The organism is Paenibacillus silagei, assembly GCF_017874735.1.
GTDB classification, from domain to species: domain Bacteria; phylum Bacillota; class Bacilli; order Paenibacillales; family Paenibacillaceae; genus Paenibacillus_AQ; species Paenibacillus_AQ silagei.
In genome coordinates, this window is record NZ_JAGGLV010000035.1 from 35,567 (window position 1) to 59,385 (window position 23,819).

Sequence of the window (23,819 nt, forward strand, 5' to 3'; positions counted from 1 at the left end):
TAACGACACCGACCTGTATAATTCACCTGAATCCTTATCCACTTATTAGCTTGAACGCGATACGCCGTACATTTCGTCCATGGCTAACAGCAGCCGCTGAACATCCGCTTCCGTGGAACTCACTCCCACACTCGCCCTTACCGCTCCGCTAGCCAGAGTATCCGCTGCTTGATGGGCCAGCGGTGTACAGTGCATTCCTGCCCGTACAGCAATCTGGTATTCGCGGTCCAGCCGGTGGGCAATATGCGCCGACTCCTGCCCCTCTACAACAAAAGCCACAATTCCGCTGCGCGGAGCGCCCGGTGCCGGACCCAGAATCCGCATGCCCGGAATAGCAGCCAAGCCCTCCATCAACAGTTGTGTCAACTTCCATTCCTGCATATGAATCTGTTCCACTCCCAGCGCCTTAACCGCCTTCACGCCAGCCAGCAGACCAGCTATTCCGACGGCATTCTGTGTCCCTGCCTCATAACGGTCCGGGCGAACACTTGGCTGCTCGCTGTTCTCCGACTGACTGCCAGTCCCTCCATGCATCAGCGGTTCCAGATCCATCCCAGGAGAGATATACAGCCCCCCGGTCCCTTGCGGACCGAGCAGCCCTTTATGTCCCGGAAATGCCAGCAGATCAATATTCATAGCCGCCACATTAATATTAAGCGCCCCTGCACTTTGAGCGGCATCTACCAGGAACACAGCCCCATGCGATTTCACTATGTCACCGATATCCCCAATCGGCAGAATACTTCCCAGCAGATTGGAACTATGATTGCAGATCACCATCCGGGTGTTAGGACGCAGAGAACGCTGGAGCTCGTGAAGATTGATTTGGCCCTCGCGGTCCGCCTGTATATAATCCACTTCAATCCCGATGCTCCGGCGCAAATACTCCAAGGGTCTGCGCACTGAGTTATGCTCTGTCATCGTCGAAACGACATGATCCCCTGGTTGAAGTGTACCCTTAATAGCCATATTTAGCCCCATAGTTGTGTTATGGGTGAACGCAATATCCTGAGCATTCGCTATACCAAACAACTCTGCCAGCAGCATTCGTGCACGAACTAATACCCGCCCCGTCCCGATAGCCAGTGAGTGGTTGCCCCGCCCGGCATTGGCCCCTGACTGTTCCAAGGCCTCCACCATAGCTGCAGCCACCTCCGGCGGCTTGGGCCACGAAGTAGCTGCGTGATCGAGATATACCAGCCTCTCCATCTTCCACCCTCCCTCTTTTCGATTTAAAAAACATACCCCTCCATATCCGTATTAAGGATATCTCAGGATATGTCTTCGGTACAAATATCCAAATCAGTTCCCCAGCAGCTCCAGCAATCTTTCCAGGTCTTGGGCACTGTAATAGTTTAATTCGATTTTCCCTTTTTCCTTGCCTTGTTTAATTTTGACTGTTGTCTTGAATCGCTCCCGTAATACTTCCTCTACATTATCAATATAAGGATCACGTTTCACAACCTTGGCCTTAATTCCATTAGCCGGTTTGCGGTCGAGATTTTTCACTACCTCTTCCAGTTCTCTAACACTCCACTGAAGCTCCACACACTGGGCAGCCAATTGCTTGATGACCTCCGGATCTTTCAGAGCCACAATTGCCCGGGCATGCCCCATCGAAATTGTTCCACGTGAAACATAATCCTTCACTTCTTCCGGCAAGCTAAGCAGCCGCAAAAAGTTGGCGATATGCGATCTGGACTTTCCGACTTTAAGAGAAAGCTCTTCCTGAGTTAGTGAGAATTGATCCATCAGTCCTTGATAAGCAACCGCTATTTCCATCGCGTTAAGATTCTCACGCTGCAGGTTCTCGATCAGGGCAATCTCCATCACCTGCTGATCACTGAGGCTGCGGACCACTGCCGGAATCGTAGCTTTGCCGCAATATTGCGAGGCCCTGAATCTGCGTTCCCCGGCAATAATCTCATACCCTTTCAAAACACTGCGAACAATGATCGGCTGGATCACACCATGCTGTCTTATGGATTCTGCAAGCTCCTGAATGGCCTCTTCATTGAAATCCTTGCGCGGCTGATAAGGATTGGCTCTAAGCTGCGTCAACGGAATCTCTACTACCTTATCGTCTTCATTGATCGACAGAGAAGGTATTAATGCATCCAAGCCTTTCCCCAAACGCTTACTCATAAGAGATCACTTCCTTTGCCAACTCTAAATATACTTCCGCTCCCTTGGAACGGGAATCGTAGGTAATAATTGACTGTCCATGTGAAGGGGCTTCGCTTAGGCGTACATTACGCGGGATAATCGTTCTGTATACCTTTTCCTGGAAATACTTTTTCACTTCTTCGATAACCTGAATCCCGAGGTTCGTCCGGGCATCCAGCATCGTGAGCAATACTCCCTCTATTTTGAGATGAGGATTAAGATTCTTCTGAACCAGTCTTACAGTGTTGAGCAGCTGGCTTAATCCTTCAAGCGCATAATATTCGCATTGTATAGGGATAATCACTGAGTCAGCAGCCGTTAGAGAGTTAATGGTAAGAATCCCTAATGATGGCGGGCAATCTATGATGATGTAATCATAATTCGCCTTCACTGCATTCAGTGCCTTCTTCAGCTTCAGTTCCCGCGATATCGTAGAGACCAGCTCGATCTCTGCTCCTGCCAGCTGAATGGTTGCCGGAATAATATGAAGGCCCTCAATCCGGGTCTCCTGTATTGTATCCTGCGGATCCACTTCATTAATAAGAATATCGTAAATGCAATTTTCTACATCCGCTTTGTTGACGCCAACGCCGCTCGTAGTGTTGCCTTGCGGATCAATATCAACAAGCAGCACTCTCTTCCCCAGAGTAGCCATGCTGGCACCCAGGTTCACAGAGGTTGTTGTTTTACCTACCCCGCCTTTTTGATTTGCTATGGCAATAATCTTGGACACTTATTTCACCTCGAATTGTTTAGAAAGAATCATCTTGTAGTTCTTAGCTGTTAACGGCATAATAATCTGGATCTACGGCATCACGTTTGCGGAGATGTAGGTAAACAAGTGGAAACGGCATTACCGTCCTTTTAAAGGACGGTACCGTTTCGGCGAGAAATAGAAGGATAATTTATAGCGACATATAAATCCTTATATTTGCAAATAGACAACAACTTATCCTTAGAGTGTATATGTGATAACGTTCGGAGCTAGTCATAGAAAAGGCGGCCAACACCTCAGGGCCGCCTTCAGCTTTTGTTGCCATTATCGTTTTGGAATTTGGATCACAATCTCATAATGATCTCCGCGGTCATTCTCGGAGGTCTTAATCTCCATTCCTGAGCCGGTCACCATGTCTATAGATTGACGAATTGTATTAAGAGCGAGACGGACATCTTTGGTATAGGAGGTCCGTTTTGATTTTTTGGTCTGGGTAACGGCCTTGTAGAAGGCGATACGTGCTTCTGTTTGTTTTACATTCAATTCCTTGGAAATAACCTCAGCCAGAACCTTAAGCTGCATCTCCTCAGTGTCCAGCGACAAGAGCGAGCGTGCATGACGCTCGGTGATTTTTCTTTCCATTAAAGCAGTTTTGACCTGTTCAGGCAAATTCAGCAAGCGGATTTTGTTGGCAATGGTGGATTGGCTTTTGCCAAGCCGCTGAGCCAGACTCTCCTGGGTCAATTGATGCAAGTCAATCAGCTTCTGATACGCGATCGCCTCTTCAATAGAGGTTAAGCCCTCACGCTGCAAGTTCTCTATCAGTGCGATCGATGCAGCCTGTGAATCATTGAATTCGCGGACAAGCGCCGGAATGGTGTCCATGCCCAGCTTTTTAACTGCCCGCCAGCGTCTTTCGCCTGCAATAATCTCATACTGGGAATCACGCATACGCACAACGATCGGCTGGATCACGCCATGAGTTTTGATAGTCTGACACAACTCGTCGATCTTCTCATCATCGAAAATAGTCCGTGGCTGATACGGACTGCTGATGACCTCATGAACCGGGATTTGTTTGATCTCTTCTCCGCTGCTCCGCTCGGTAAATCCAAAAAGCTTGGTGAATTGTTCTTTCATTCCGTTCATAACCACCTAATTTCGTTATAGTACGATCATCTTAACCTTTCATGCGAAAAGCTTATCGTACAGCGTAAGAAAAGTATCCCTAAGTCATTCTGAGCCACTTCTCTTAAAAGACGGCCTGGCATTTATTCTGATCTTATCTATTAAAAGTCTTACTATATTATTCTATCACTTTTCTGCTAATAATCCTATTCTCCATAATGACCTATTTTTCCTGCAAACCAGCCTGAACAGACCCTGCTTTCCATAAAAATAACCCCACAAAGTGGGGCTTTGGCTTCGAAGATAACTCAGGTGCTTTGTAAGGGCCCAAAAAATATAAATTCTTATCTTACAAGTGGAAACGGCTTTGCCGTCCTTTTAAAGGACGGTACCGTTTCAGTGAGAAATAGAAGGATAATGGATAGCGTGAAACCTATACATTCTTATATTTAAAAAAAGACCAAGCTCATCAAAGATGAGCATGGTCCACTATAACAGAAGACTGTCAAATGTTGTTTCACGTGAAACAATTAGATGAGCGGCGACTTCGCAGGTACGCCGGGCTTGCGCGGATACTTGGACGGTGTGGCCCCAGTCTTACGTACAAGAATGATATGCCGGGAAGATTCTTCCACCGGCAGACTGAAGGATTCTACCTTGTGCAGTTCAGCACGCAGCTCCTTGAAGCTGCGCTTGGCTTCTTGCAGTTCCTCCGTCGGATCGCTCCCCTTCATGGCAGCGAAGATGCCGTCCTTGCGGGTGAATGGCAGACAGAATTCATTCAGAAGCGATAAACGAGCCACCGCACGGGCAGTAACTACATCATAAGCATCCCGGTGAACAAACTGTCTGGCCACATCCTCTGCCCGGCCGTGAATGAGCTGTACACCCTTCAACCCCAGGGTATCACAGACATGCTGCAGGAAGGTGATCCGTTTGCTAAGTGAATCCACAATCGTCAGCTTAAGATCCGGGAAGCATATTTTTAGCGGAATACCAGGGAACCCTGCCCCTGAACCAATATCAGCAAGACTCTTTGTCTCCTGCATATTCACGTAGAAGGCTAAAGATAAAGAATCATAGAAGTGCTTGGTATATACCTGGCTCCGCTCTGTGATCCCGGTTAGATTCATCTTCTCATTCCAGGAGACCAGCTCCTGATAATAGAGTTCAAATTGTTCAAGCTGCTTCATTGAGAGTTCCAGCCCATGCTCCTTGAGCAGGTCGGTGAACTCAGCTACCGTTGTATCCATAGGTTATCCTTTCGCCGCTGTTACACGGTTATAGTGCTCCAGATAGACCAGCAGAATCGAGATATCTGCCGGGGTAACGCCTCCGATACGCGAAGCCTGCCCTATGGAGATGGGAGCGATTTTGGTCAGCTTTTGCCGGGCCTCCATTGCCAGTCCATGAATCTCATTATAGTTGATGTCGTCTGGAATCTTCTTCTTCTCCATCTTCTGAAGCTTCTCCACATGCAGAAGCTGTTTCTCAATATAGCCGGCATACTTAATCTGAATCTCCACCTGCTCCTTCATCTCTTCATCCAGCTCTTCTGGAGAAGGAGAGATCAGATCCACGAAGCTGTAGGCTAGCTCAGGGCGGCGCATTAAGGTCAGCAGATTGCTTCCGTCAACAATCGGTGCAGATCCATAACTGGCTAGCGCTTCATTCACTTGAACCGGTTTGACCTTCGTCTCCTGCAGACGGATAATCTCACGGTCGACCCGGCCCTTCTTATCAAGGAAGGCTTCATAGCGCTGCTCTGTAATCAGCCCAATATCATAACCGATTGGTGTCAGGCGGAGATCCGCATTATCATGACGGAGCAGCAGCCGGTATTCCGCACGGGAAGTCAGCAGACGATAAGGCTCATTCGTTCCCTTAGTGACAAGATCATCGATCAGAACGCCAATATAACCCTGCGAACGATCCAGCACGACCGGCTCTTTCTCCTGTACTTTACGCGCTGCATTGATACCGGCAATAACCCCCTGCCCTGCCGCTTCTTCATAGCCGGAGGTACCGTTGATTTGTCCCGCAGTGAATAGTCCCGGCAGACGTTTGGTTTCCAGAGACGGCCAGAGCTGCGTCGGAACCATGGCATCATATTCAATGGCATAGCCGTTGCGCATCATCTCTACCTTCTCCATACCGGGAATAGACCGCAGGACCGCCAATTGCACATCCTCAGGAAGGCTTGTCGACAGACCCTGTACATAGTATTCCGATGTGTTTTTACCTTCCGGCTCCAGGAAGATCTGATGCTGTGATTTATCACTGAACCGGACAACCTTATCTTCAATGGAAGGGCAATAACGCGGACCCGTTCCTTCAATAATACCCGTGAACATTGGCGCCCGGTGCAGATTGTCATTAATGATCTGGTGAGTAACCGGGGAGGTGTAGGTCAGCCAGCAAGGCAACTGCTCATTATCCGAGGATTTGGTTTCAAAAGAGAAGAATTTCAGCTTCTCATCGCCCGGCTGGATTTCTGTCTTGGAGAAATCAATCGAATCCTTGTGGACACGCGGCGGCGTTCCGGTCTTGAAGCGGACCAAATCGAACCCCAGTTCGCGCAGATTCTCGGACAGGCGTACGGACGGCTGCTGATTATTTGGTCCGCTCTCATATGTCAGCTCACCCATGATCACTTTGCCGCGCAGGTAGGTTCCCGTTGTCAGAATAACGGTCTTGCTGTGATACACCGTCCCTGTTTTCGTCACCACTCCGGCGCAGCGTCCGTCTTCGACGATCAGTTCCTCCACCATCCCCTGGCGCAGAGTCAGGTTAGGAGTCTTTTCCATCGTTTCTTTCATTGCGTGCTGATAGAGGAACTTGTCGGCTTGTGCACGCAGAGCATGAACCGCAGGCCCCTTGCCTGTATTAAGCATTCGCAGTTGAATGAAGGTCTTGTCTATATTGCGGCCCATTTCTCCGCCGAGTGCATCAATTTCACGCACCACATGGCCCTTGGCGGGTCCGCCAATCGATGGATTACATGGCATGAAGGCCACCATATCCAGGTTAATTGTGATCATCAGTGTGCGGCAGCCCATCCGTGCAGCAGCCAGAGCTGCTTCGCAGCCGGCATGACCGGCACCGATGACGATAACATCATAGCTGCCTCCATCATAATTCATAACGGTTCCTCCTTCTTATTTGCCCAAGCAGAATTGCGAGAAGATCTGGTCCAGCAGCGAATCCGCCGCCGTATCTCCAATAATCTCCCCGAGCTGCTCCCAGGCTAGACGTACATCAATCTGTATCATATCTATAGGAATCAGCATCTCCGCTGCTTCATAGGCATCCTGTAGTGATTTATGTGCCTTCTTAAGCAAGGCTATATGCCTTACATTGCTTACATAAGTCAGATCGCCAGATTCCAGCTTGCCTCCGAAGAATAGTGCGGAGATCGCCTCTTCCAGTCTATCGAGTCCTTCCTCTTCCAGCACCGACATCGGTACAATACTCGCTTCAGCGAAAAAGGAGCGCAGCTTCTCCGTGTCCAGACGGGACGGTAAGTCCATTTTATTCATGATGACCAGCGCTTGTCTACCGTGGATTTGTTCCATCAGTGCCAGTTCATCCTCATGAAGCTCCTCATTGGCATTCAGCACCAGCAGAATCAGATCCGCATCGCTGAAAGCCGCCTTCGAGCGCTCCACACCGATTCTCTCCACCACATCCATCGTCTCACGGATACCGGCAGTATCCAGCAGCTTCAGCGGGATATTATTAATCGTTACATACTCTTCTATCACATCACGCGTTGTTCCCGGAATGTCGGTCACAATCGCCTTGTTGTCGCGGGCAAGCGCGTTCAGCAGTGAGGACTTCCCGACATTGGGCCTGCCCACAATAGCTGTCGTAATCCCTTCGCGCAGAATCTTTCCTTCATTGGCAGTTCGAAGCAGCTTATCTATGCCTTGCATAACCTCTTGACTCTTATCCTTGATGAAATCGGCAGTTAAGGATTCCACATCATGCTCGGGGTAATCAATATTCACTTCTATATGGGCCAGTGTCTCAATTAGCGTGTGCCGAAGCTCATGAATACGTGCGGATAACGAGCCGCTAACCTGCTTGAGGGCAACCGAGAAGGCCCGGTCCGACTTGGAACGAATCAGATCAATTACGGCCTCGGCCTGCGAGAGATCAATCCGTCCGCCCAAAAAGGCACGCTTTGTGAACTCTCCCGGCTCGGCCAGCCGGATGTCCTGCTGCAGCAGCAGATCCATTACTCTTCTTACAGAGATTACACCGCCATGGGCGCTGATCTCCACCACATCCTCCGTGGTAAAGGAGCGTGGTCCCTTCATGACGGTTACCAGTACCTCTTCCAGCTGTTCCCCGTCCTGCAGACTTACGATATGTCCATAATGCACCGTATGAGAATCAGCTTCCGTAAGGGGGATACGGCTTTTGAACAAAGGGGCCACTTGGGGGATTGCCTGCGGTCCGCTAACCCGGATGATGGCAATACCGCCCTCGCCCAAGGCTGTCGATACAGCGGCAATAGTATCACTAAGCATGTTTGTAATTCACCTCTGGTTTTGGTCTCTTCAAAAAAACAATGACTCCTCGCATAGGTCAAGGAGTCATTGCGGCATATGGTTCTACTTCAAAGTTATAACGACGCGGCGGTTCGGCTCTTCACCCTTGCTGAGGGTGTTCACCTGCTTGTGATCCTGTAATCTGGAATGGATGATCTTGCGTTCCTGCGGCGACATGGGCTCAAGGACCACCTCTTTGCGGGTCCTCACCACACGCCCGGCCAGACGGTCAGCCAGCTCCTCCAGTGTCTTCTTGCGGCGCTCCCGGAAGTTTTCTGCATCCAGCACGAGCCGGATGAAGCTGTCAGAATACCGGTTGGCCACAATATTAGCCAAATACTGCAAAGCATCGAGAGTTTGTCCTCTTCTGCCAATCAGCAGCCCAAGCTCCGGACCGGAAATTTGCAGAACAGTAGATTCCTTGGCATGAACGATTTCAACTTCCACCTCAAGCCCCATGCTCTTGGCGACATCTACAATGAAATGAACGGCCTGACCGTATGCTTCTTCTACCGGGTGTCCGGAATCCTGGCGCGGTACACCGCTGATCGCCTCTGTATTGCTCTCTCTTGTTGTCTGCTGAGACAGTAGCGGAGCACTCGCCGCTGATGCCGGTGCGGCTTCCGGGATTAAGGTCAATTCCACCTTGGCACCCTTCGCACCGATCAATCCAAGGAATCCTTTTGACGGCTGTTCAAGTACGTTGACCGTTACCCGGTCCTTGTGAACTCCAAGCTGATTAAGTCCCCGTTCTACAGCTTCTTCAATGGTTTTCCCTGTCGCGACGACTTTGCTCATTTTGACTTTTTGACCCCCTTCTTCCCATTGCTTCCGTTTCCTTTAGCAGCAGGAGTTACATCTTTGCGGGCGTTAGAGTTGCTGTTCTTGCTCTTCGTCAGGTTAACATCCTTAGCCTTGCTGTTGCCTGCACTCACCGTAGCGCTGGCAGCGGCAAGTGCTGCTTTGTGCTTATCATTGTTGCGGTACAAGAAGTAGTTCTGAATGATGGTGTACAGATTGCTATAGAACCAGTACAGCGGAAGTGCAGACGGGAAGTTGTAGGACATGATGAAGATCAGAACGGGATATACCATCATCATGAACTGCATTGGACCCTGCTGTTGTACCGGGTTCATTTTGGTCATCATACGGGTCTGGATAAATGTCGTAGCAGCGGCAAGGAGCGGCAGGATGAACAGGTGATCGGGTTTGCCGAGCTGCAGCCACAGGAAGTCATGTAATCTAAGATCCGGATTGTAGTAGATCGAGTTGTATAGGGCAATGAAGATTGGCATTTGCACGATCAGCGGCAGACAGCCCGCCATCGGATTGACCTTGTTCTCTTGGAACAGGCGCATTGTCTCCTGCTGTACCTTTTCGGGCTCATCTTTATATTTTTTCTTAATCTTCTCAAGTTCCGGCTGAATTGCCTGCATGGCACGTGAGCTCTTCACCTGCTTAATCGTAAGCGGAAGAATCAGCGTGCGGACAATGATAACCATTACAAGAACGGCTAGGCCATACTGGCCATTGAACCATTTCGCAAAAGTATCCAGGGCAATGGCGAAATAATACACAACATTACTCTGCCAGAAGCCTCCATTTTTCAAATCCTCCGTAGTGTGCGTCACTGTTGTCGCAGACGGAGAGCATCCCGACAGAACAGCAATCATTAGAACCATTAACCCGAGGAGAAGAAACATTTTTCCTCGCTTAGTCTTCATTAGAGACACTTCAAAACCCCTCTCATAAACATTCCATTGCACCGTAAATCATAACATAATTATGGATACAAATAAACAAGCCCTCTTCAGGCTCTTTTACTTGCGTAAAGCCTTGAGCAGCTTGGCTTTGCGCAGCACATGCAGCACGCTTTTCTCCAGTTCGGCGTAATCCTTGGAGAGCGCTCCTTTTCGGACAATGAAAACGATATCCAGATTGCCGGCAATTTCCGCCTCGTGGTGACGGACAATCTCCTTAACCAGCCTTCTCATCCGGTTGCGGACTACGGCATTCCCGACCTTCTTGCTGACGGATATGCCCACCCGGAATCGTTCCACTTCTCTTCTGGGGAACCAATACACCACATACTGATGATTCGCAAATGACTTCCCATGGCGGTATACGCGGCTGAAGTCGGCACGGTTTCGTAATCGTAAACTTTTGTGCACGGAAATCTCCTATTCAAATACCGGACTTGCTCCAGGCTCCGGAATTTCATCTTCTAATTAGTATTGTCATTCAAGGGAGACCATAAACAGTTACTGCGCCGGCCCTGGAGATCCCCTGCCAACAAACATAGACAGCTTGTGGAAGCTACAATCTAGTGAAATTGAATTCTTATATTTTAAAAAAAGCCCCGCAGTAGCGTTAATATCCCCTGCAGAGCCTATCGTTTATTGTTGCAGCAGCAGAAGTAATGCGTGGGTTTCTGCTCACTGAGCATCATCCCATTCTGCGCTATATATAGAAGAGAAATAAAAACAGCTGATGCATTCTGCAAATAAAGCGTAAAAAAGGACCACAGCAGTGGTCCCAAAGTGGCCTATCTTACGCACTCAAAACTTTTCTGCCTTTCAAGCGGCGGGCTGCCAGCACTTTGCGGCCGTTTTTCGTGCTCATTCTTTTGCGGAAACCATGCACCTTTTTGCGTTTACTCACATTTGGTCTGAACGTCGGTCTCATGTATTGCACCTCCCTTACAGGAACATAATTACTGTCATATAAGCAGAAACGGACTAAGCCGTCCTTAAAGTAGGGACAGTATCTACAAGTATTATCAATTTAATTTGGAGACATATCCTCACAGAAAACACCTTTATATATTTAAACACATTAATGCGCCAAAAGTCAACCATGTCTCTTTCTCCCTCTTTTTCCGGCTGCTCCACTTTTGCCCCCGTTTTTTGGGACCAGCCGGAATCCGGAATCTTATCCCCAGCGTCTCCCGCTTCTTCACTAATCCTAACCCTAACCGCTTATCCACAAGGAACACTTCCAAAATAATAATCCACAGGCTTGTCCAGTTATCCACCTGTGATTAATTCCGGGCGGATTTTGCTCACAGGTGAGCACAACCTGTGTATAAAAAAATTGCCGCAGTCGCGGAAATTGTCGAACGGTAAACAAATTATCAACAATATGTAGTGGTGTGCCTAAAAATTATACACAAGTGATTGAATTTGTGGATAAAATGGCGTCGCTCATTGAAAAATAAGGGGCGTTTTGCTATGATAGTATTACTTTTGAATGTGAATAGATTTGTTTGTTCAATAAATTATCAACAAGCTGTGGATAAAGTTGTGAACAATTCAAATTTATCCATATTTTTTTGTCTCTTGAAGTTGCATACTGGGGATAAGATTAATCGCCAACCCATTTTCTTCGACATTTCCACTTCATGGCTGATGCCACATTTGGAAGATTTAAAGGAGTGACAGTCTGTGGACAGCCATACTTCCGAATTATGGCAGCAAATATTATCGATTATTCAAACCAAACTAAGCAAGCCGAGCTTCGATACCTGGTTCAAGGCCACCAAGGCCATGACATTCAATTCCCAGGCTCTTATCATCTCGGCGCCTACAACCTTTGCCGTAGAATGGCTGGAAAGTCGCTATACCAAACTGGTAGGAGCAACGGTATATGAAGTTACCGGACAGCAAGTGGAAGTCAAATTTGTCATTGAGGAGAACAAGCCCTCTGAGCCTGTGGTTCAGCAAAGTACGCCCACTCCCGTTGTTTCGCGCGAAGAGGCACAGACACATTTGCTCAATCCCAAATACACCTTCGACACATTCGTGATCGGCTCAGGCAACCGTTTTGCGCATGCAGCCTCCCTTGCTGTAGCCGAAGCGCCGGCCAAAGCCTATAACCCTCTGTTTCTGTATGGAGGCGTAGGTCTCGGAAAGACTCACCTTATGCATGCGATCGGCCATTATGTGCTGGAGCATAACCCCAACAACAAGGTGATTTACATCTCCTCCGAGAAATTCACGAATGAATTCATCAACTCCATCCGTGATAACCGCGGCGAAAGCTTCCGCAACAAGTACCGCAATGTTGACATTTTGCTGATTGACGACATCCAATTCCTGGCCGGCAAGGAGTCCACGCAGGAGGAATTTTTCCATACGTTCAATGCTCTTCACGAAGAACGCAAGCAAATTATCATCTCTAGCGACCGGCCTCCCAAGGAAATTCCTACTCTGGAAGAACGGCTGCGTTCCCGATTCGAATGGGGACTGATCACAGATATCCAGCCCCCCGATCTTGAGACGCGGATTGCCATTCTACGCAAGAAGGCCAAGGCGGAGAACCTGGATATCCCGAACGAAGCCATGATGTACATTGCCAACCAGATCGACACGAATATCCGGGAGCTTGAAGGCGCGCTGATCCGTGTAGTGGCTTATTCTTCCCTGACGAACCAGGATGTGACGACACATCTGGCAGCCGAAGCGCTGAAGGATATCATCCCTTCGAGCCGTCCGAAGATGATCACCATTAACGATATTCAGCAAAAAGTCGGTGAATACTACAATTTGCGCATGGAGGACTTCAAAGCGCGGAAACGCACGAAGGCTGTGGCTTTTCCAAGGCAGATTGCCATGTATCTCTCCCGCGAGCTGACGGATTATTCGCTTCCTAAGATCGGCGAGGCCTTCGGAGGACGCGATCATACGACCGTTATCCATGCCCATGAGAAGATTACGCAGCAATTAAAGGTGGACCAGGAGCTCTATAAAGTGGTAAATAATCTTTCGGAGAAAATTAAAAATCCTTCCTAAGAGGAACAAAGAGCCTATACACAATCTATACACATGTGGGTAGGCTTAATTTTATGCTGTTTAGCCACTTATCCACATAAACGGAGCCCCTACTACTAATACTATTAAATAACTATAATAATTCATCTTCTAAGAGCAGGTTTCAAAGAGCATTTACGTACACCCATTTCCCAATTTTTCAGCTAGGAGTGAAATCATGAAAATCAGCATTCTCAAAAACGAGCTTAACGAATCCATCGGCCATGTCTCCAAGGCAATCTCCAGCAGAACAACTATCCCTATTCTGACCGGTATTAAGTTTGAGGTTAGCCATCAGGGCGTTACACTGACTGCAAGTGATACGGATATTTCCATTCAGTCCTTCATCCCTGCCGAGAATGACAGCCAGACGATCGTCAAGGTAGAGCAGCCGGGCAGCGTAGTGCTTCCCGCCAAATTTTTCGTAGAGATTATCAAGAAGCTTCCCTCCAAAGAAATTCACATGGAAGTCAAGGAAGGCTTCCAGACCTACATCTCCTCCGGCTCTACGGAGATTCAGATTGTGGGCCTCGATCCTGAAGAATTCCCTGTTCTGCCAAGCATTGAAGAGAATGAAACCATCTCCATGCCCGGTGATTTGCTGAAGAATATGATCAAGCAGACTGCCTTCTCCATCTCCACCCAAGAGACCACACCGATCCTGACAGGCATTCTGTGGAATCTGGCCGACAATGAATTCAAGTTCACGGCTACCGACCGCCACCGGCTCGCAACCAGAGCTGCACACCTGGAAGGCACAGAGAATATCCAGTTCGCGAATATTGTCATTGCCGGCAAAACGCTGAACGAGCTGAGCAAAATTATCCCTGATCAGAATATGCTGGTGGATATTGTCGTCGCTGATAACCAGGTGCTGTTCAAAATCGACAAAGTGCTGTTCTATTCGCGGATTCTGGATGGCATTTATCCGGATACTTCTAGAATTATTCCAACCACCTACAAAACAGAACTAACTTTGGACACAAAAAAATTAAGCGAATCGATTGACCGTGCTTATTTGCTGTCCCGCGAAGAGAAAACGAACATCGTCCGGATGCAGACCCTGGAAAACGGTGATGTAGAGATCTCTTCCAGCTCCTCCGAGCTGGGGAAGGTCCGTGAGGAGCTGGAAGTTATCGATTTCAAAGGCGAGCCGCTGCGCATCTCCTTCAACTCCAAATATATGCTCGATGTGCTGAAGGTGGTGGAGAGTGAGCAGCTCGTGATCGCCTTCACCGGCATGATGAGCCCGATTATTCTCAGACCGCTCGATGAGAGCCGCAGCCTGTATGTGATTCTGCCGTACCGGACAACTAATTAACGCCCTGTTCATGAACATGTGGATAAGTGGCTGAGAGGATCAAAAACATGAAAAAAATAGTTATCCACAGTGGATATATTAAGCTCGACCAGTTCCTGAAGCTCTCCGATTGTGTATCCACAGGGGGGATGGCTAAGGCACTGCTGCAGGAAGGGCATGTGCAGGTGAACGGTGAGGTGGAAGAACGGCGTGGCCGGAAGCTCTACCCGGGTGATACAATCGAGGTACAGGATAACGGCGTCTTTGAAGTTGAGGGCGGCGGCGTTAAGGAGGAGTAACCCTAAGGAGGAACAGGCTCTTGTTTGTCAAAAATATCGGACTGCAGGATTACCGCAACTATGGGCTGCTGCGTCTTGAGCATCTGGGCGATGTGAATCTCATTCTCGGACAGAACGCCCAGGGCAAAACCAATCTCATGGAGGCTTTGTTTGTCCTTGCGATGACCAAAAGCCACCGGACCTCCAAGGACAAGGAGCTGATCTCCTTCGATGCCCCGGCGGGCTCCGCACAGATTGTTGCTGAAGTAGAGCGCAAATACGGAGATCTTAAGCTGGAGCTGACCCTGTCCCCGCAGGGCAAGAAGGCCAGAATTAACGGACTGGAGCAACGGCGGCTCAGTGAATTCGTAGGCTCGCTGAACGTTGTAATGTTTGCTCCGGAGGATCTGGAGATTGTTAAAGGCACCCCGGGCATCCGGCGCCGGTTCCTTGACATGGAGATTGGCCAGGTTCAGCCGAGCTACCTGTTTCATCTGCAGCAGTACCAGAAAGTCCTCCTCCAGCGGGGCAATTTGCTGAAGCAGTTATGGGGCAAGGAGGCTGGCGGCCGGGAGCTTCTGGACATCTGGGATGCCCAACTTGTAGAACATGGTGTTAAAATCGTCAAAAAAAGGAAACAATTCATAAAGAAGCTGCAGATATGGGCAGAAAGCATCCACCGGGGCATCACAAACGGCGGAGAAGAGCTCAAGCTGCTCTATGTCCCCTCCTTTGGTGAGCGTGAAGAGGAAGATGAAGCTGTCTTATTGGACAAATTTATGTTAAAGTTATCACAAACAAGAGATCAGGAAATCAGGCGCGGCATGACGCTGACGGGTCCCCATCGGGATGACCTGTCCTTTTTTATCAACGGAAGAGAAGCTCAGGTCTACGGTTCCCAAGGGCAGCAACGTACGGCAGCTTTATCGCTCAAGCTGGCGGAAATTGAACTGATCCATGAGGAGATCGGAGAATATCCTGTGCTGCTTCTTGATGATGTTTTGTCCGAACTTGATCCCTATCGTCAGACCCAGCTTATCGAAACCTTTCAGAGCAAGGTGCAGACCTTCATCACTGCCACCGGTGTTGAGGGACTGAACGCTGATAAACTAAAGGGTGCAATCCTGTATCATGTTCATGGCGGCAAAGTGGGGTTATAAAGAGCGGAGGAAGACCATGTATATTCATTTGGGCGGAGAAAAAATTATTCGATCCTCAGAGCTGATTGCTATATTTGATATATCGATTGAGAAGTCCTCCAAGGTATCGAAGCAGTTTATGACTCATTCCCAGCAGGATAAGAAGCTGGAACGCATTGGTGAAGAGGAAGCGAAGTCTATTGTCGTGACCAGGAATACTGTCTATTACTCCCCGATCTCCTCCTCCACTCTCAAAAAAAGAGCCAAGATCTTGTTAGAAATATAGGTTTCGCAAGTTACAAGAGATAATCTGAAAGAAGTAGGTGAAGGCATGTCAATGAATCAACCGACATATGATGAGAGCCAGATTCAGGTACTGGAAGGGCTGGAAGCAGTTCGGAAACGTCCCGGCATGTACATTGGCTCCACCAGCTCCAAAGGTCTGCATCATTTGGTCTGGGAAGTTGTCGATAATAGTATCGATGAGGCGCTGGCAGGTTTTTGCGACCGGATTCAAGTCATAATTACTGAGAATAACAGTGTGACTGTTATTGACAACGGGCGGGGAATTCCTGTCGGTGAGAACGTCAAGCTGAAGAAGTCCACGCTTGAAGTGGTCATGACTGTCCTGCATGCAGGCGGTAAGTTCGGCGGCGGGGGCTACAAGGTGTCCGGCGGTCTTCACGGCGTGGGGATCTCTGTGGTTAACGCTTTGTCCGAGAAGGTAGTAGTGACCGTCAAGCGTGACGGGCATGTCTACCAGCAGGAGTACAACCGCGGCGTGCCGCAATATGACATCAGAGTGATCGGGGATACAGAGGAGACGGGGACCACCACCACCTTCCACCCGGACCCGGATATTTTTACCGAAACCACTACTTTTGAATACTCCACGCTCCTTACCCGTATCCGAGAGCTGGCCTTCCTGAACAAGGGCATTGAGCTGTCACTGCTGGATGAACGGACCGGAGTCAACAATACGTTCAAGTATGAAGGCGGTATTGTGGAGTATGTGAAATACCTTAACGAGAAAAAAGAAGCTCTTCATGAGGATCCGATCTACGTGGAAGGCTCACGGGATATGATCGCGGTTGAAGTAGCTCTCCAATATAACGATTCATATACAGAGAATATCTATTCATTCGCCAACAATATCAATACCCACGAGGGCGGAACGCATGAATCCGGCTTCAAGAGCGCTTTGACGCGGATCATTAATGATTACGCACGCAAGGCCGGCGTGATCAAGGATAGCAGCCAGAATCTGACCGGTGATGATGTCCGTGAAGGTCTGACGGCGATTATTTCCGTCAAAATCCCTGAGCCGCAGTTCGAAGGCCAAACCAAGACCAAGCTCGGCAACAGTGAAGTCCGCGGGATTGTAGAATCACTGTTCGGCGAGAAGCTGCAGGAGTTCCTGGAAGAGAATCCTGCCGTCTCACGCAAGGTGCTGGAGAAGTCATTGCAGGCTTCCCGTGCCCGTGAAGCGGCCAAAAAGGCCCGTGAGCTGACCCGCCGCAAAAGTGCGCTTGAAGTCAGCGCCCTGCCGGGAAAGCTGGCGGACTGCTCCTCCAAGGATGCGTCGATCAGTGAGCTGTACATCGTCGAAGGTGACTCGGCGGGCGGATCAGCCAAGCAAGGCCGGGACCGTCATTTTCAGGCGATCCTGCCGCTGCGCGGTAAGATTCTGAACGTCGAGAAGGCCCGGCTGGACCGGATCTTGTCCAATGCGGAAATCCGGGCGATTATCACCGCACTCGGAACCGGGATTAGCGATGATTTCGACCTCTCGAAGGCGCGTTACCACAAGGTTGTCATTATGACGGATGCGGACGTCGACGGCGCACATATCCGAACACTGCTGCTGACCTTCTTCTACCGCTACATGCGGAAGATTGTTGACGCAGGGTATATCTATATCGCCCAGCCGCCGCTCTTCAAGATCGAGCGCAACAAGGTTGTGCGCTATGCACAGACCGAGAAGGAGCGCGATGAGATCATTGCTGCCTTCGGTGAGAACGTGAAGGTTAATGTTCAGCGCTACAAAGGTCTGGGTGAGATGAACGCCGCTCAGCTGTGGGACACGACGATGGACCCTGAGAGCCGCACCATGCTGCAGGTGACCATTGAGGATGCCATGCTGGCGGACAGCATCTTTGATACCCTGATGGGTGACAATGTCGAACCGCGCCGTGAATTCATTCAGGAGCATGCGCAATCGGTTAAGAACCTGGATATTTAAGCCGCACATAGCGAACCTCCGGATTATCCCTTGCGGATAAAGCCGGAGGTTTTTTAGTAATACAGAGGGTATATAGTCTGCCGTTTGAATACATAGAGCTAGAAGTTCGATATTCGCTTGCGGTGGCTGGTCACGGACTTCCGGTTAGGCTTCAACCGTCCATAGGCCACAGCGTAACGGTGGATTTTGCGGTAAATTGCTTTGTTCGGGAACAATTTGAAGACAATGATGGAGGGTAAGGTGTTTACTTCAAGCAGCCATAGATCGTGATGCTGGTCTATGGCGACATCAAGCCCCAGCTCCTTAAGGCCTGGATAAGCCGTTTCGAGCTGCGCGCCGATTCGGACGCCCAGCGATTTGAGCTGCTGGGTAGTTGCAGACATTTCGTCAGAGGTCATATGCTCCTTGAACAGGGCACCTACCGGAAAAACACTGCCCCCGCTGTGATAATTCGTGATCACCTTCTGCGGTGCGGCGACCCGGCCAAGCATGCCTGTAGTCTCCCAGCTGCCCTGGGGATTCTTTTGGGTAAGCACCCGCAGGTCGAAGGGGCGCTCCTGATGCTGCAGCAGATCAATGCCCTGCTGGACCAGATAGCTGCGGTCTTTAATCCGGGGCACCAGTGCGGCATGAAGCTCTTCAGGGCTATTAAAGACCTCGGCGTCCTTCGCATACCTGAGAATATACATCAGCTTCGGCTCTGCCGGCACTTCTGCTTCAATGCCTGCAGCTGCTGTCTCCGGTTCATCGGTCTCCGGCTGCTGCCCGCTGGGACTTAAGTGTACAACCCTCTGCTCGGCTCTCATCACTCCGCTGCCATAGGTGCCGCGGTCGGGCTTTATATATACCGTGCCATGCAGATGCAGCATTTCTTTCAGATCCTCCAGGCCGTATTTGCGCGTTTCCGGAATATAGACCGAGAGCTGACGGTTTTGCAGAATGACTTTCGTTTTTGCCCATTTGCTGGACACGCGTTGAATCTTCATGTTCTGCCTCCGTTTCTTTACGCATAGCGAATTTTCAGGACAAGAAAGCAAAATAATGTTATAATATAAGGATATGAGATTATGCTTTTTGGGACGAAAACAGGGGCATGAAGCCAATTCTCTTGTCTCTACAGTCTATGTACTGAAGACAGCAGCGGAGAGGGCGTATACCCTTATCCGTACTAAAAGAAAATCAATATAGACGATAACAGGCTATCATGTTTAATTGTGCTGGTTTTGTGAAAGTAATATAATATAGGGTAGCGGTTTTTAACTGAAGGAGGTCCACCAACTCATGGCTGAACAAAATAACCCGCAAGTCAAAGATCGGGACATTGGCGTGGAAATGCGCGAATCCTTTATGGATTACGCAATGAGCATCATTGTAAGCCGGGCTTTGCCGGATGTGCGGGATGGACTTAAGCCTGTTCACCGACGCATTTTGTTTGCGATGTCGGAACTTGGTATGTCCTCGGATAAGCCACATAAGAAGTCAGCGAGAATCGTCGGTGAGGTTATCGGTAAGTATCACCCGCACGGTGACTCAGCAGTCTATGAAACAATGGTACGTATGGCACAGGACTTCTCCATGCGCTATATGCTTGTAGACGGTCATGGTAACTTCGGTTCCATAGACGGAGACATGGCGGCTGCAATGCGATATACAGAAGCACGTTTGTCCAAAATTGCCGGAGAAATGCTACGTGACCTGAACAAGGAGACCGTTGACTTCGCGCCCAACTATGACGGTGAAGAGAACGAGCCTGTAGTCTTGCCGGCGCGTTATCCCAATCTGCTGGTCAATGGTGTAGGCGGGATTGCGGTGGGGATGGCAACCAACATTCCTCCGCATAACCTCGGTGAGGTTATTGACGGTGTGCAGGCGATGATTAAGAATCCTGATATTACGCCTATGGAGCTTATGGAATATATTCAAGGCCCGGATTTCCCGACGGCCGGATATATTCTGGGCCGTGAAGGCATCCGTCAGGCCTACCGCACTGGACGCGGATCGGTTACCATGCGTGCCAAAGCGGTCATTGAAGAGAATAACGGCAAGGCCCGGATTATTGTGCATGAGCTTCCTTACCAGGTCAACAAAGCCCGGCTCGTGGAGAAGATTGCGGAGCTGGTGCGTGAGAAGCGCATCGAGGGAATTACGGATCTGCGTGATGAGTCTGACCGTAATGGAATGCGCGTAGTGGTTGAAATGAGACGGGATGTGAATCCGAGTGTGGTACTCAACAATCTCTACAAGCATACTTCTATGCAGTCCACCTTCGGGATCAACATGCTGGCTATTGTCAACAATGAACCGAAGATTCTGAATCTGCGCGATGTGCTGTATCACTATCTGCAGCATCAGATCGAAGTCATCCGCCGCCGGACGATCTTCGACCTTAAGAAGGCGGAAGCACGGGCGCATATTCTGGAAGGTCTGCGTATTGCCCTGGATCATCTGGATGAGGTCATTGCCCTGATCCGCGCCTCACGCACTACCGATATTGCCCGGGAAGGTCTGATGGAGACCTTCAGTCTAAGCGTAGAGCAGGCCCAGGCGATCCTCGATATGCGGATGCAGCGCCTGACCGGTCTGGAACGCGAGAAGATCGAGAACGAATATAACGAGCTTTTGGCCAAAATTGCCGAATACCGTGAGATTCTGGCCAATGAGCATCTTGTGCTGGATATTATCAGCAATGAGCTGCAGGAGATCCGGGATAAGTACTCCGATGACCGCCGTACAGAAATTACGGTTGGGGAAGAAAGCATCCTCGACGAGGATCTGATTCCGCGTGAAGAGGTTGTTATCACGATTACCCACACCGGTTACATCAAACGTCTTCCGGTCAACACCTACCGCAGCCAGAAGCGCGGCGGACGCGGTGTCATCGGGATGGACACCAAGGACCAGGACTTTGTGGAGCATCTCTTCGTGAGCAACTCCCATAACTACCTGATGTTCTTCACTGATAAGGGTAAGGTGTACCGGATTAAGGCTTATGAGATTCCGGAGCTTGGACGGACTGCCCGGGGAACGCCGATCATCAACCTGATTCAAATCGAGCAGGGCGAGAAGATCAGCGCGGTCATCCAGGTAGAGGAAGCGGACAGTGACAAGTATCTGTTCTTCGCGACCCGCGAGGGAATTGTGAAGAAGACGCCTCTGGAAGATTACAACAACATTCGTAAGGGTGGCCTGATTGCAATCAATCTCCGTGAGGAGGATTCACTGATTGAGGTGAAGCTGACAGACGGTGAGCAGAATCTGATTATCGGTACTGCACGCGGAATGTCGATTACCTTCTCGGAGAATGATGTGCGTTCCATGGGCCGCAGCGCTACCGGGGTTAAGGGAATCACGCTTGATTCCAATGACCATGTTATTGGCATGGACTGCGTAGACCAGGAGCTTGAGGTGCTGATCGTAACCACCAAGGGCTATGGTAAGCGGACACCTGCTGCTGACTACCGGTCCCAGACCCGCGGCGGTAAAGGCATCAAGACCATTAACCTTACGGATAAGAACGGGCCGGTTGTCGGGCTGAAGGTCGTCAAGCAGGACGAGGATCTGATGATTATTACGACCAGCGGTACCCTGATACGTACCAGCATGGACGGAATATCCACCATGGGCCGTTATGCGCAGGGCGTTAAGCTGATTAATATCCGTGAGGATGATGCTGTAGCTACACTGTGCAGAGCGGACAAAGAGGATGAAGAGCTGTCTGAGCATGAAGATGGCGAAGACATTCAAGGAGTTCCTGTAGAAGACGAAGGCGAGATGGAAGCTAGCCAGTCTGAAGCGGATGCCGTGAACGAAGACGATAGCCTCGAATAAGGATTGCAGGAGAGCATGGGTTTCTGATGTATAGAAATCCATGCTCTTTTTTTATATTCTATTAACTGATGAACGGGGAATTCTCTATCTAGCCGCTTCCCGGGTTCCATACTATAATTAGAGCATCATAGGTGTCACCGACATAAAGGGGCTTGGGCTAATGCCAAACATATCCGTTGGAGAGATTAAAGCGGGTTCAAAGATTATAAAGGATGTAATTACTCCTTTAGGAGGAGTATTGTTCGGGAAGGGCAAAATCATTCTCCCCCGGGATATTGAGATTTTGCAGGCTTTTTTGATCGGACAGGTTGAGATTGAAGGGGCACAAGGGGAAGACAAATCGGCAGAGAGCGCTAAACCGGCAGTGAAGCAGCAAGCGGCTAAGGCGGGGGCTCTGATTAATGAGTCGGTGCTGGCCAAGAGTAATTCTCCGCTTCACGATGAGTATGAGAAAATGCTGGTGCTTATCAAGCAAAGCTACCGTGCAGCGGCCGCAGCGGCTCTTCCGATCTTCGAACTGCGGAGTCAACTGGAGCTATTGATTACCCATTTGAAGGATTATCATGTCTTAAAGTTTGCGCCGCGTGTGCTGATTGACCAGGAATATAACTATCATAATGCGGTCTTGTCTGCCCTGACCTCCTATCGAATTGCCCAGTGGTGCGGATATCCGCAGAAGGACTGGATGCAGGCTGCTTTTGCCGGCTTGCTGCACGATATAGGTAACATTAAGGTAGACGAAGCGCTGCTGCAGAAGCCAACCCCTCTAAGCGGTGCAGAGATTGACGAGGTACGCAGGCACACTACATACGGTTATCAGCTGCTGCGCAATGTTACAGCCATTAACGAAGGGGTTAGACTCGCCGCCTTGCAGCACCATGAGAAGATAGATGGTTCAGGGTATCCACTTAGGCTGGATGGCAGCCAGATTCATTTCTACGCCAAGATTGTGGCAGTCGCCGATATCTTCCATGCCATGACGCTGGGAAAAGCCTACAGAAAGGCACAGTCGCCTTATCTGGTATTGGAGCAGCTGCAGAAGGAGAGCTTCGGAAAGCTCGATCCGGTAATCGTACAGACCTTCATTCAAAAGACGACAGACCTATATAACGGTACACGGATACGGCTCAGCGATGGGCGTCATGGGGAAATCATCTTTACCGATCGTAACAACCCGACAAGACCCATGGTTCAGGTTGAAGGAAACATCGTTAATCTGATCAATGAACGGGAGCTTCATATTCAAGAAATTATTGCTTAAGCACGCGGACAGAGGAGTAGAGCTATGCTAACTTGCTTGCCGGGTTAGGGTCGGTTAGGGGAAGCGTAGCTTTAGATAATGATTTAGAAATAATGCTTGCATTGAATCTCTATACGTGATATATTCTATTTCTGGCCGCGAAACATCAACGCCTGGCTCGAACAAGAAGTTAAAAAAGAGCTTGCATTGATCGGCTGGATGTGATATATTATAAGAGTTGCTGGTGACGACAACATCGACACTAACAACGAGCTTGATCTTTGAAAACTGAACAACGAGTGAGTATCGGGAGATCGCTTCGGCGAGATCCAAAAATGAGAATGTAAATTCTCGTCAGATGTTTCAAAATGAGCAATCGCTCTTTCTAAATACCAATTTGGAGAGTTTGATCCTGGCTC

General features: G+C 49.4%; 21 protein-coding genes. 8 read left to right on the forward strand and 13 right to left on the reverse strand.

Going from position 1 to position 23,819, the window contains the following annotated elements; all coding sequences use genetic code 11:
- Window positions 1-45: 45 nt before the first annotated feature.
- From J2Z70_RS30970 to rpmH, 11 genes are all read right to left on the reverse strand, one after another.
- Complete coding sequence (locus tag J2Z70_RS30970; RefSeq protein ID WP_209879291.1) at window positions 46-1,209, reverse strand: aminotransferase class V-fold PLP-dependent enzyme; 1,164 nt, start codon at window positions 1,207-1,209, stop codon at window positions 46-48.
- 93 nt (window positions 1,210-1,302) lie between these two features.
- A complete protein-coding gene (locus tag J2Z70_RS30975; RefSeq protein ID WP_036728055.1) occupies window positions 1,303-2,145 on the reverse strand; it encodes a ParB/RepB/Spo0J family partition protein in 843 nt (280 codons plus the stop codon).
- Window positions 2,138-2,899 (reverse strand): ParA family protein, encoded by a 762-nt coding sequence (locus tag J2Z70_RS30980; protein ID WP_036728056.1) that lies wholly within the window; start codon window positions 2,897-2,899, stop codon window positions 2,138-2,140. The genes J2Z70_RS30975 and J2Z70_RS30980 overlap by 8 nt, the downstream gene beginning before the upstream one ends.
- Before the next feature lie 306 nt (window positions 2,900-3,205).
- A complete protein-coding gene (gene noc, locus J2Z70_RS30985) occupies window positions 3,206-4,021 on the reverse strand; it encodes a nucleoid occlusion protein (protein ID WP_036728058.1) in 816 nt (271 codons plus the stop codon).
- A gap of 518 nt (window positions 4,022-4,539) precedes the next feature.
- The gene (gene rsmG / locus J2Z70_RS30990; RefSeq protein WP_076081916.1) at window positions 4,540-5,262 is read right to left on the reverse strand and encodes a 16S rRNA (guanine(527)-N(7))-methyltransferase RsmG; all 723 of its coding nucleotides are present in this window, start codon (window positions 5,260-5,262) and stop codon (window positions 4,540-4,542) included.
- Between the two features lie 3 nt (window positions 5,263-5,265).
- Window positions 5,266-7,152, reverse strand: coding sequence for a tRNA uridine-5-carboxymethylaminomethyl(34) synthesis enzyme MnmG (gene mnmG, locus J2Z70_RS30995; protein ID WP_036728061.1), 1,887 nt, complete (start codon window positions 7,150-7,152; stop codon window positions 5,266-5,268).
- A gap of 15 nt (window positions 7,153-7,167) precedes the next feature.
- Window positions 7,168-8,544: a tRNA uridine-5-carboxymethylaminomethyl(34) synthesis GTPase MnmE gene (mnmE, locus tag J2Z70_RS31000; protein ID WP_036728062.1), complete on the reverse strand. Its 1,377-nt coding sequence runs from the start codon at window positions 8,542-8,544 to the stop codon at window positions 7,168-7,170.
- An 84-nt stretch (window positions 8,545-8,628) separates the two neighbouring features.
- Window positions 8,629-9,363 carry an RNA-binding cell elongation regulator Jag/EloR gene (gene jag / locus J2Z70_RS31005; RefSeq protein WP_036699874.1) on the reverse strand — a complete coding sequence of 245 codons (735 nt, stop codon included), beginning with the start codon at window positions 9,361-9,363 and terminating at the stop codon, window positions 8,629-8,631.
- Window positions 9,360-10,298: a YidC/Oxa1 family membrane protein insertase gene (locus tag J2Z70_RS31010; RefSeq protein WP_209879294.1), complete on the reverse strand. Its 939-nt coding sequence runs from the start codon at window positions 10,296-10,298 to the stop codon at window positions 9,360-9,362. The genes jag and J2Z70_RS31010 overlap by 4 nt, the downstream gene beginning before the upstream one ends.
- Window positions 10,299-10,385: 87 nt before the next feature.
- Complete coding sequence (rnpA, locus tag J2Z70_RS31015; protein ID WP_036699878.1) at window positions 10,386-10,736, reverse strand: ribonuclease P protein component; 351 nt, start codon at window positions 10,734-10,736, stop codon at window positions 10,386-10,388.
- A 379-nt stretch (window positions 10,737-11,115) separates the two neighbouring features.
- Entirely contained in the window at window positions 11,116-11,250 is a 135-nt protein-coding gene (rpmH, locus tag J2Z70_RS31020) for a 50S ribosomal protein L34 (RefSeq protein ID WP_039295761.1), read from the reverse strand.
- A gap of 758 nt (window positions 11,251-12,008) precedes the next feature.
- Between rpmH and dnaA the strand changes: the two genes are divergently transcribed.
- The 6 genes from dnaA to gyrB all read left to right on the forward strand — a co-directional run bounded on the left by dnaA (window position 12,009) and on the right by gyrB (window position 18,332).
- Complete coding sequence (dnaA, locus tag J2Z70_RS31025) at window positions 12,009-13,355, forward strand: chromosomal replication initiator protein DnaA (protein ID WP_209879298.1); 1,347 nt, start codon at window positions 12,009-12,011, stop codon at window positions 13,353-13,355.
- A 196-nt stretch (window positions 13,356-13,551) separates the two neighbouring features.
- Window positions 13,552-14,694: a DNA polymerase III subunit beta gene (gene dnaN / locus J2Z70_RS31030; protein ID WP_036728067.1), complete on the forward strand. Its 1,143-nt coding sequence runs from the start codon at window positions 13,552-13,554 to the stop codon at window positions 14,692-14,694.
- A 47-nt stretch (window positions 14,695-14,741) separates the two neighbouring features.
- On the forward strand, window positions 14,742-14,972 hold the full coding sequence (gene yaaA / locus J2Z70_RS31035; protein WP_036699885.1) for a S4 domain-containing protein YaaA: 231 nt from the start codon (window positions 14,742-14,744) through the stop codon (window positions 14,970-14,972).
- 20 nt (window positions 14,973-14,992) lie between these two features.
- Complete coding sequence (recF, locus tag J2Z70_RS31040; protein WP_209879300.1) at window positions 14,993-16,111, forward strand: DNA replication/repair protein RecF; 1,119 nt, start codon at window positions 14,993-14,995, stop codon at window positions 16,109-16,111.
- Window positions 16,112-16,127: 16 nt separating this feature from the next.
- Window positions 16,128-16,376: an extracellular matrix regulator RemB gene (remB, locus tag J2Z70_RS31045; protein ID WP_036728071.1), complete on the forward strand. Its 249-nt coding sequence runs from the start codon at window positions 16,128-16,130 to the stop codon at window positions 16,374-16,376.
- A gap of 45 nt (window positions 16,377-16,421) precedes the next feature.
- Window positions 16,422-18,332 carry a DNA topoisomerase (ATP-hydrolyzing) subunit B gene (gene gyrB, locus J2Z70_RS31050; RefSeq protein ID WP_209879303.1) on the forward strand — a complete coding sequence of 637 codons (1,911 nt, stop codon included), beginning with the start codon at window positions 16,422-16,424 and terminating at the stop codon, window positions 18,330-18,332.
- Between the two features lie 98 nt (window positions 18,333-18,430).
- Here gyrB and J2Z70_RS31055 read toward each other — a convergent pair whose 3' ends face one another.
- Window positions 18,431-19,318 carry a YheC/YheD family protein gene (locus tag J2Z70_RS31055; protein WP_209879305.1) on the reverse strand — a complete coding sequence of 296 codons (888 nt, stop codon included), beginning with the start codon at window positions 19,316-19,318 and terminating at the stop codon, window positions 18,431-18,433.
- A 295-nt stretch (window positions 19,319-19,613) separates the two neighbouring features.
- Here J2Z70_RS31055 and gyrA point away from each other — a divergent pair, with 295 nt between their 5' ends.
- The gene (gene gyrA, locus J2Z70_RS31060; protein ID WP_209879308.1) at window positions 19,614-22,160 is read left to right on the forward strand and encodes a DNA gyrase subunit A; all 2,547 of its coding nucleotides are present in this window, start codon (window positions 19,614-19,616) and stop codon (window positions 22,158-22,160) included.
- Between the two features lie 160 nt (window positions 22,161-22,320).
- Window positions 22,321-23,421, forward strand: a complete 1,101-nt coding sequence (locus J2Z70_RS31065; protein WP_036728078.1) for an HD-GYP domain-containing protein — start codon at window positions 22,321-22,323, stop codon at window positions 23,419-23,421.
- 125 nt (window positions 23,422-23,546) lie between these two features.
- On the opposite strand, the gene J2Z70_RS31070 is transcribed toward J2Z70_RS31065, so the two are convergent.
- On the reverse strand, window positions 23,547-23,819 hold a 273-nt coding region (locus J2Z70_RS31070), incomplete at its 5' end, for a hypothetical protein (protein WP_209879309.1).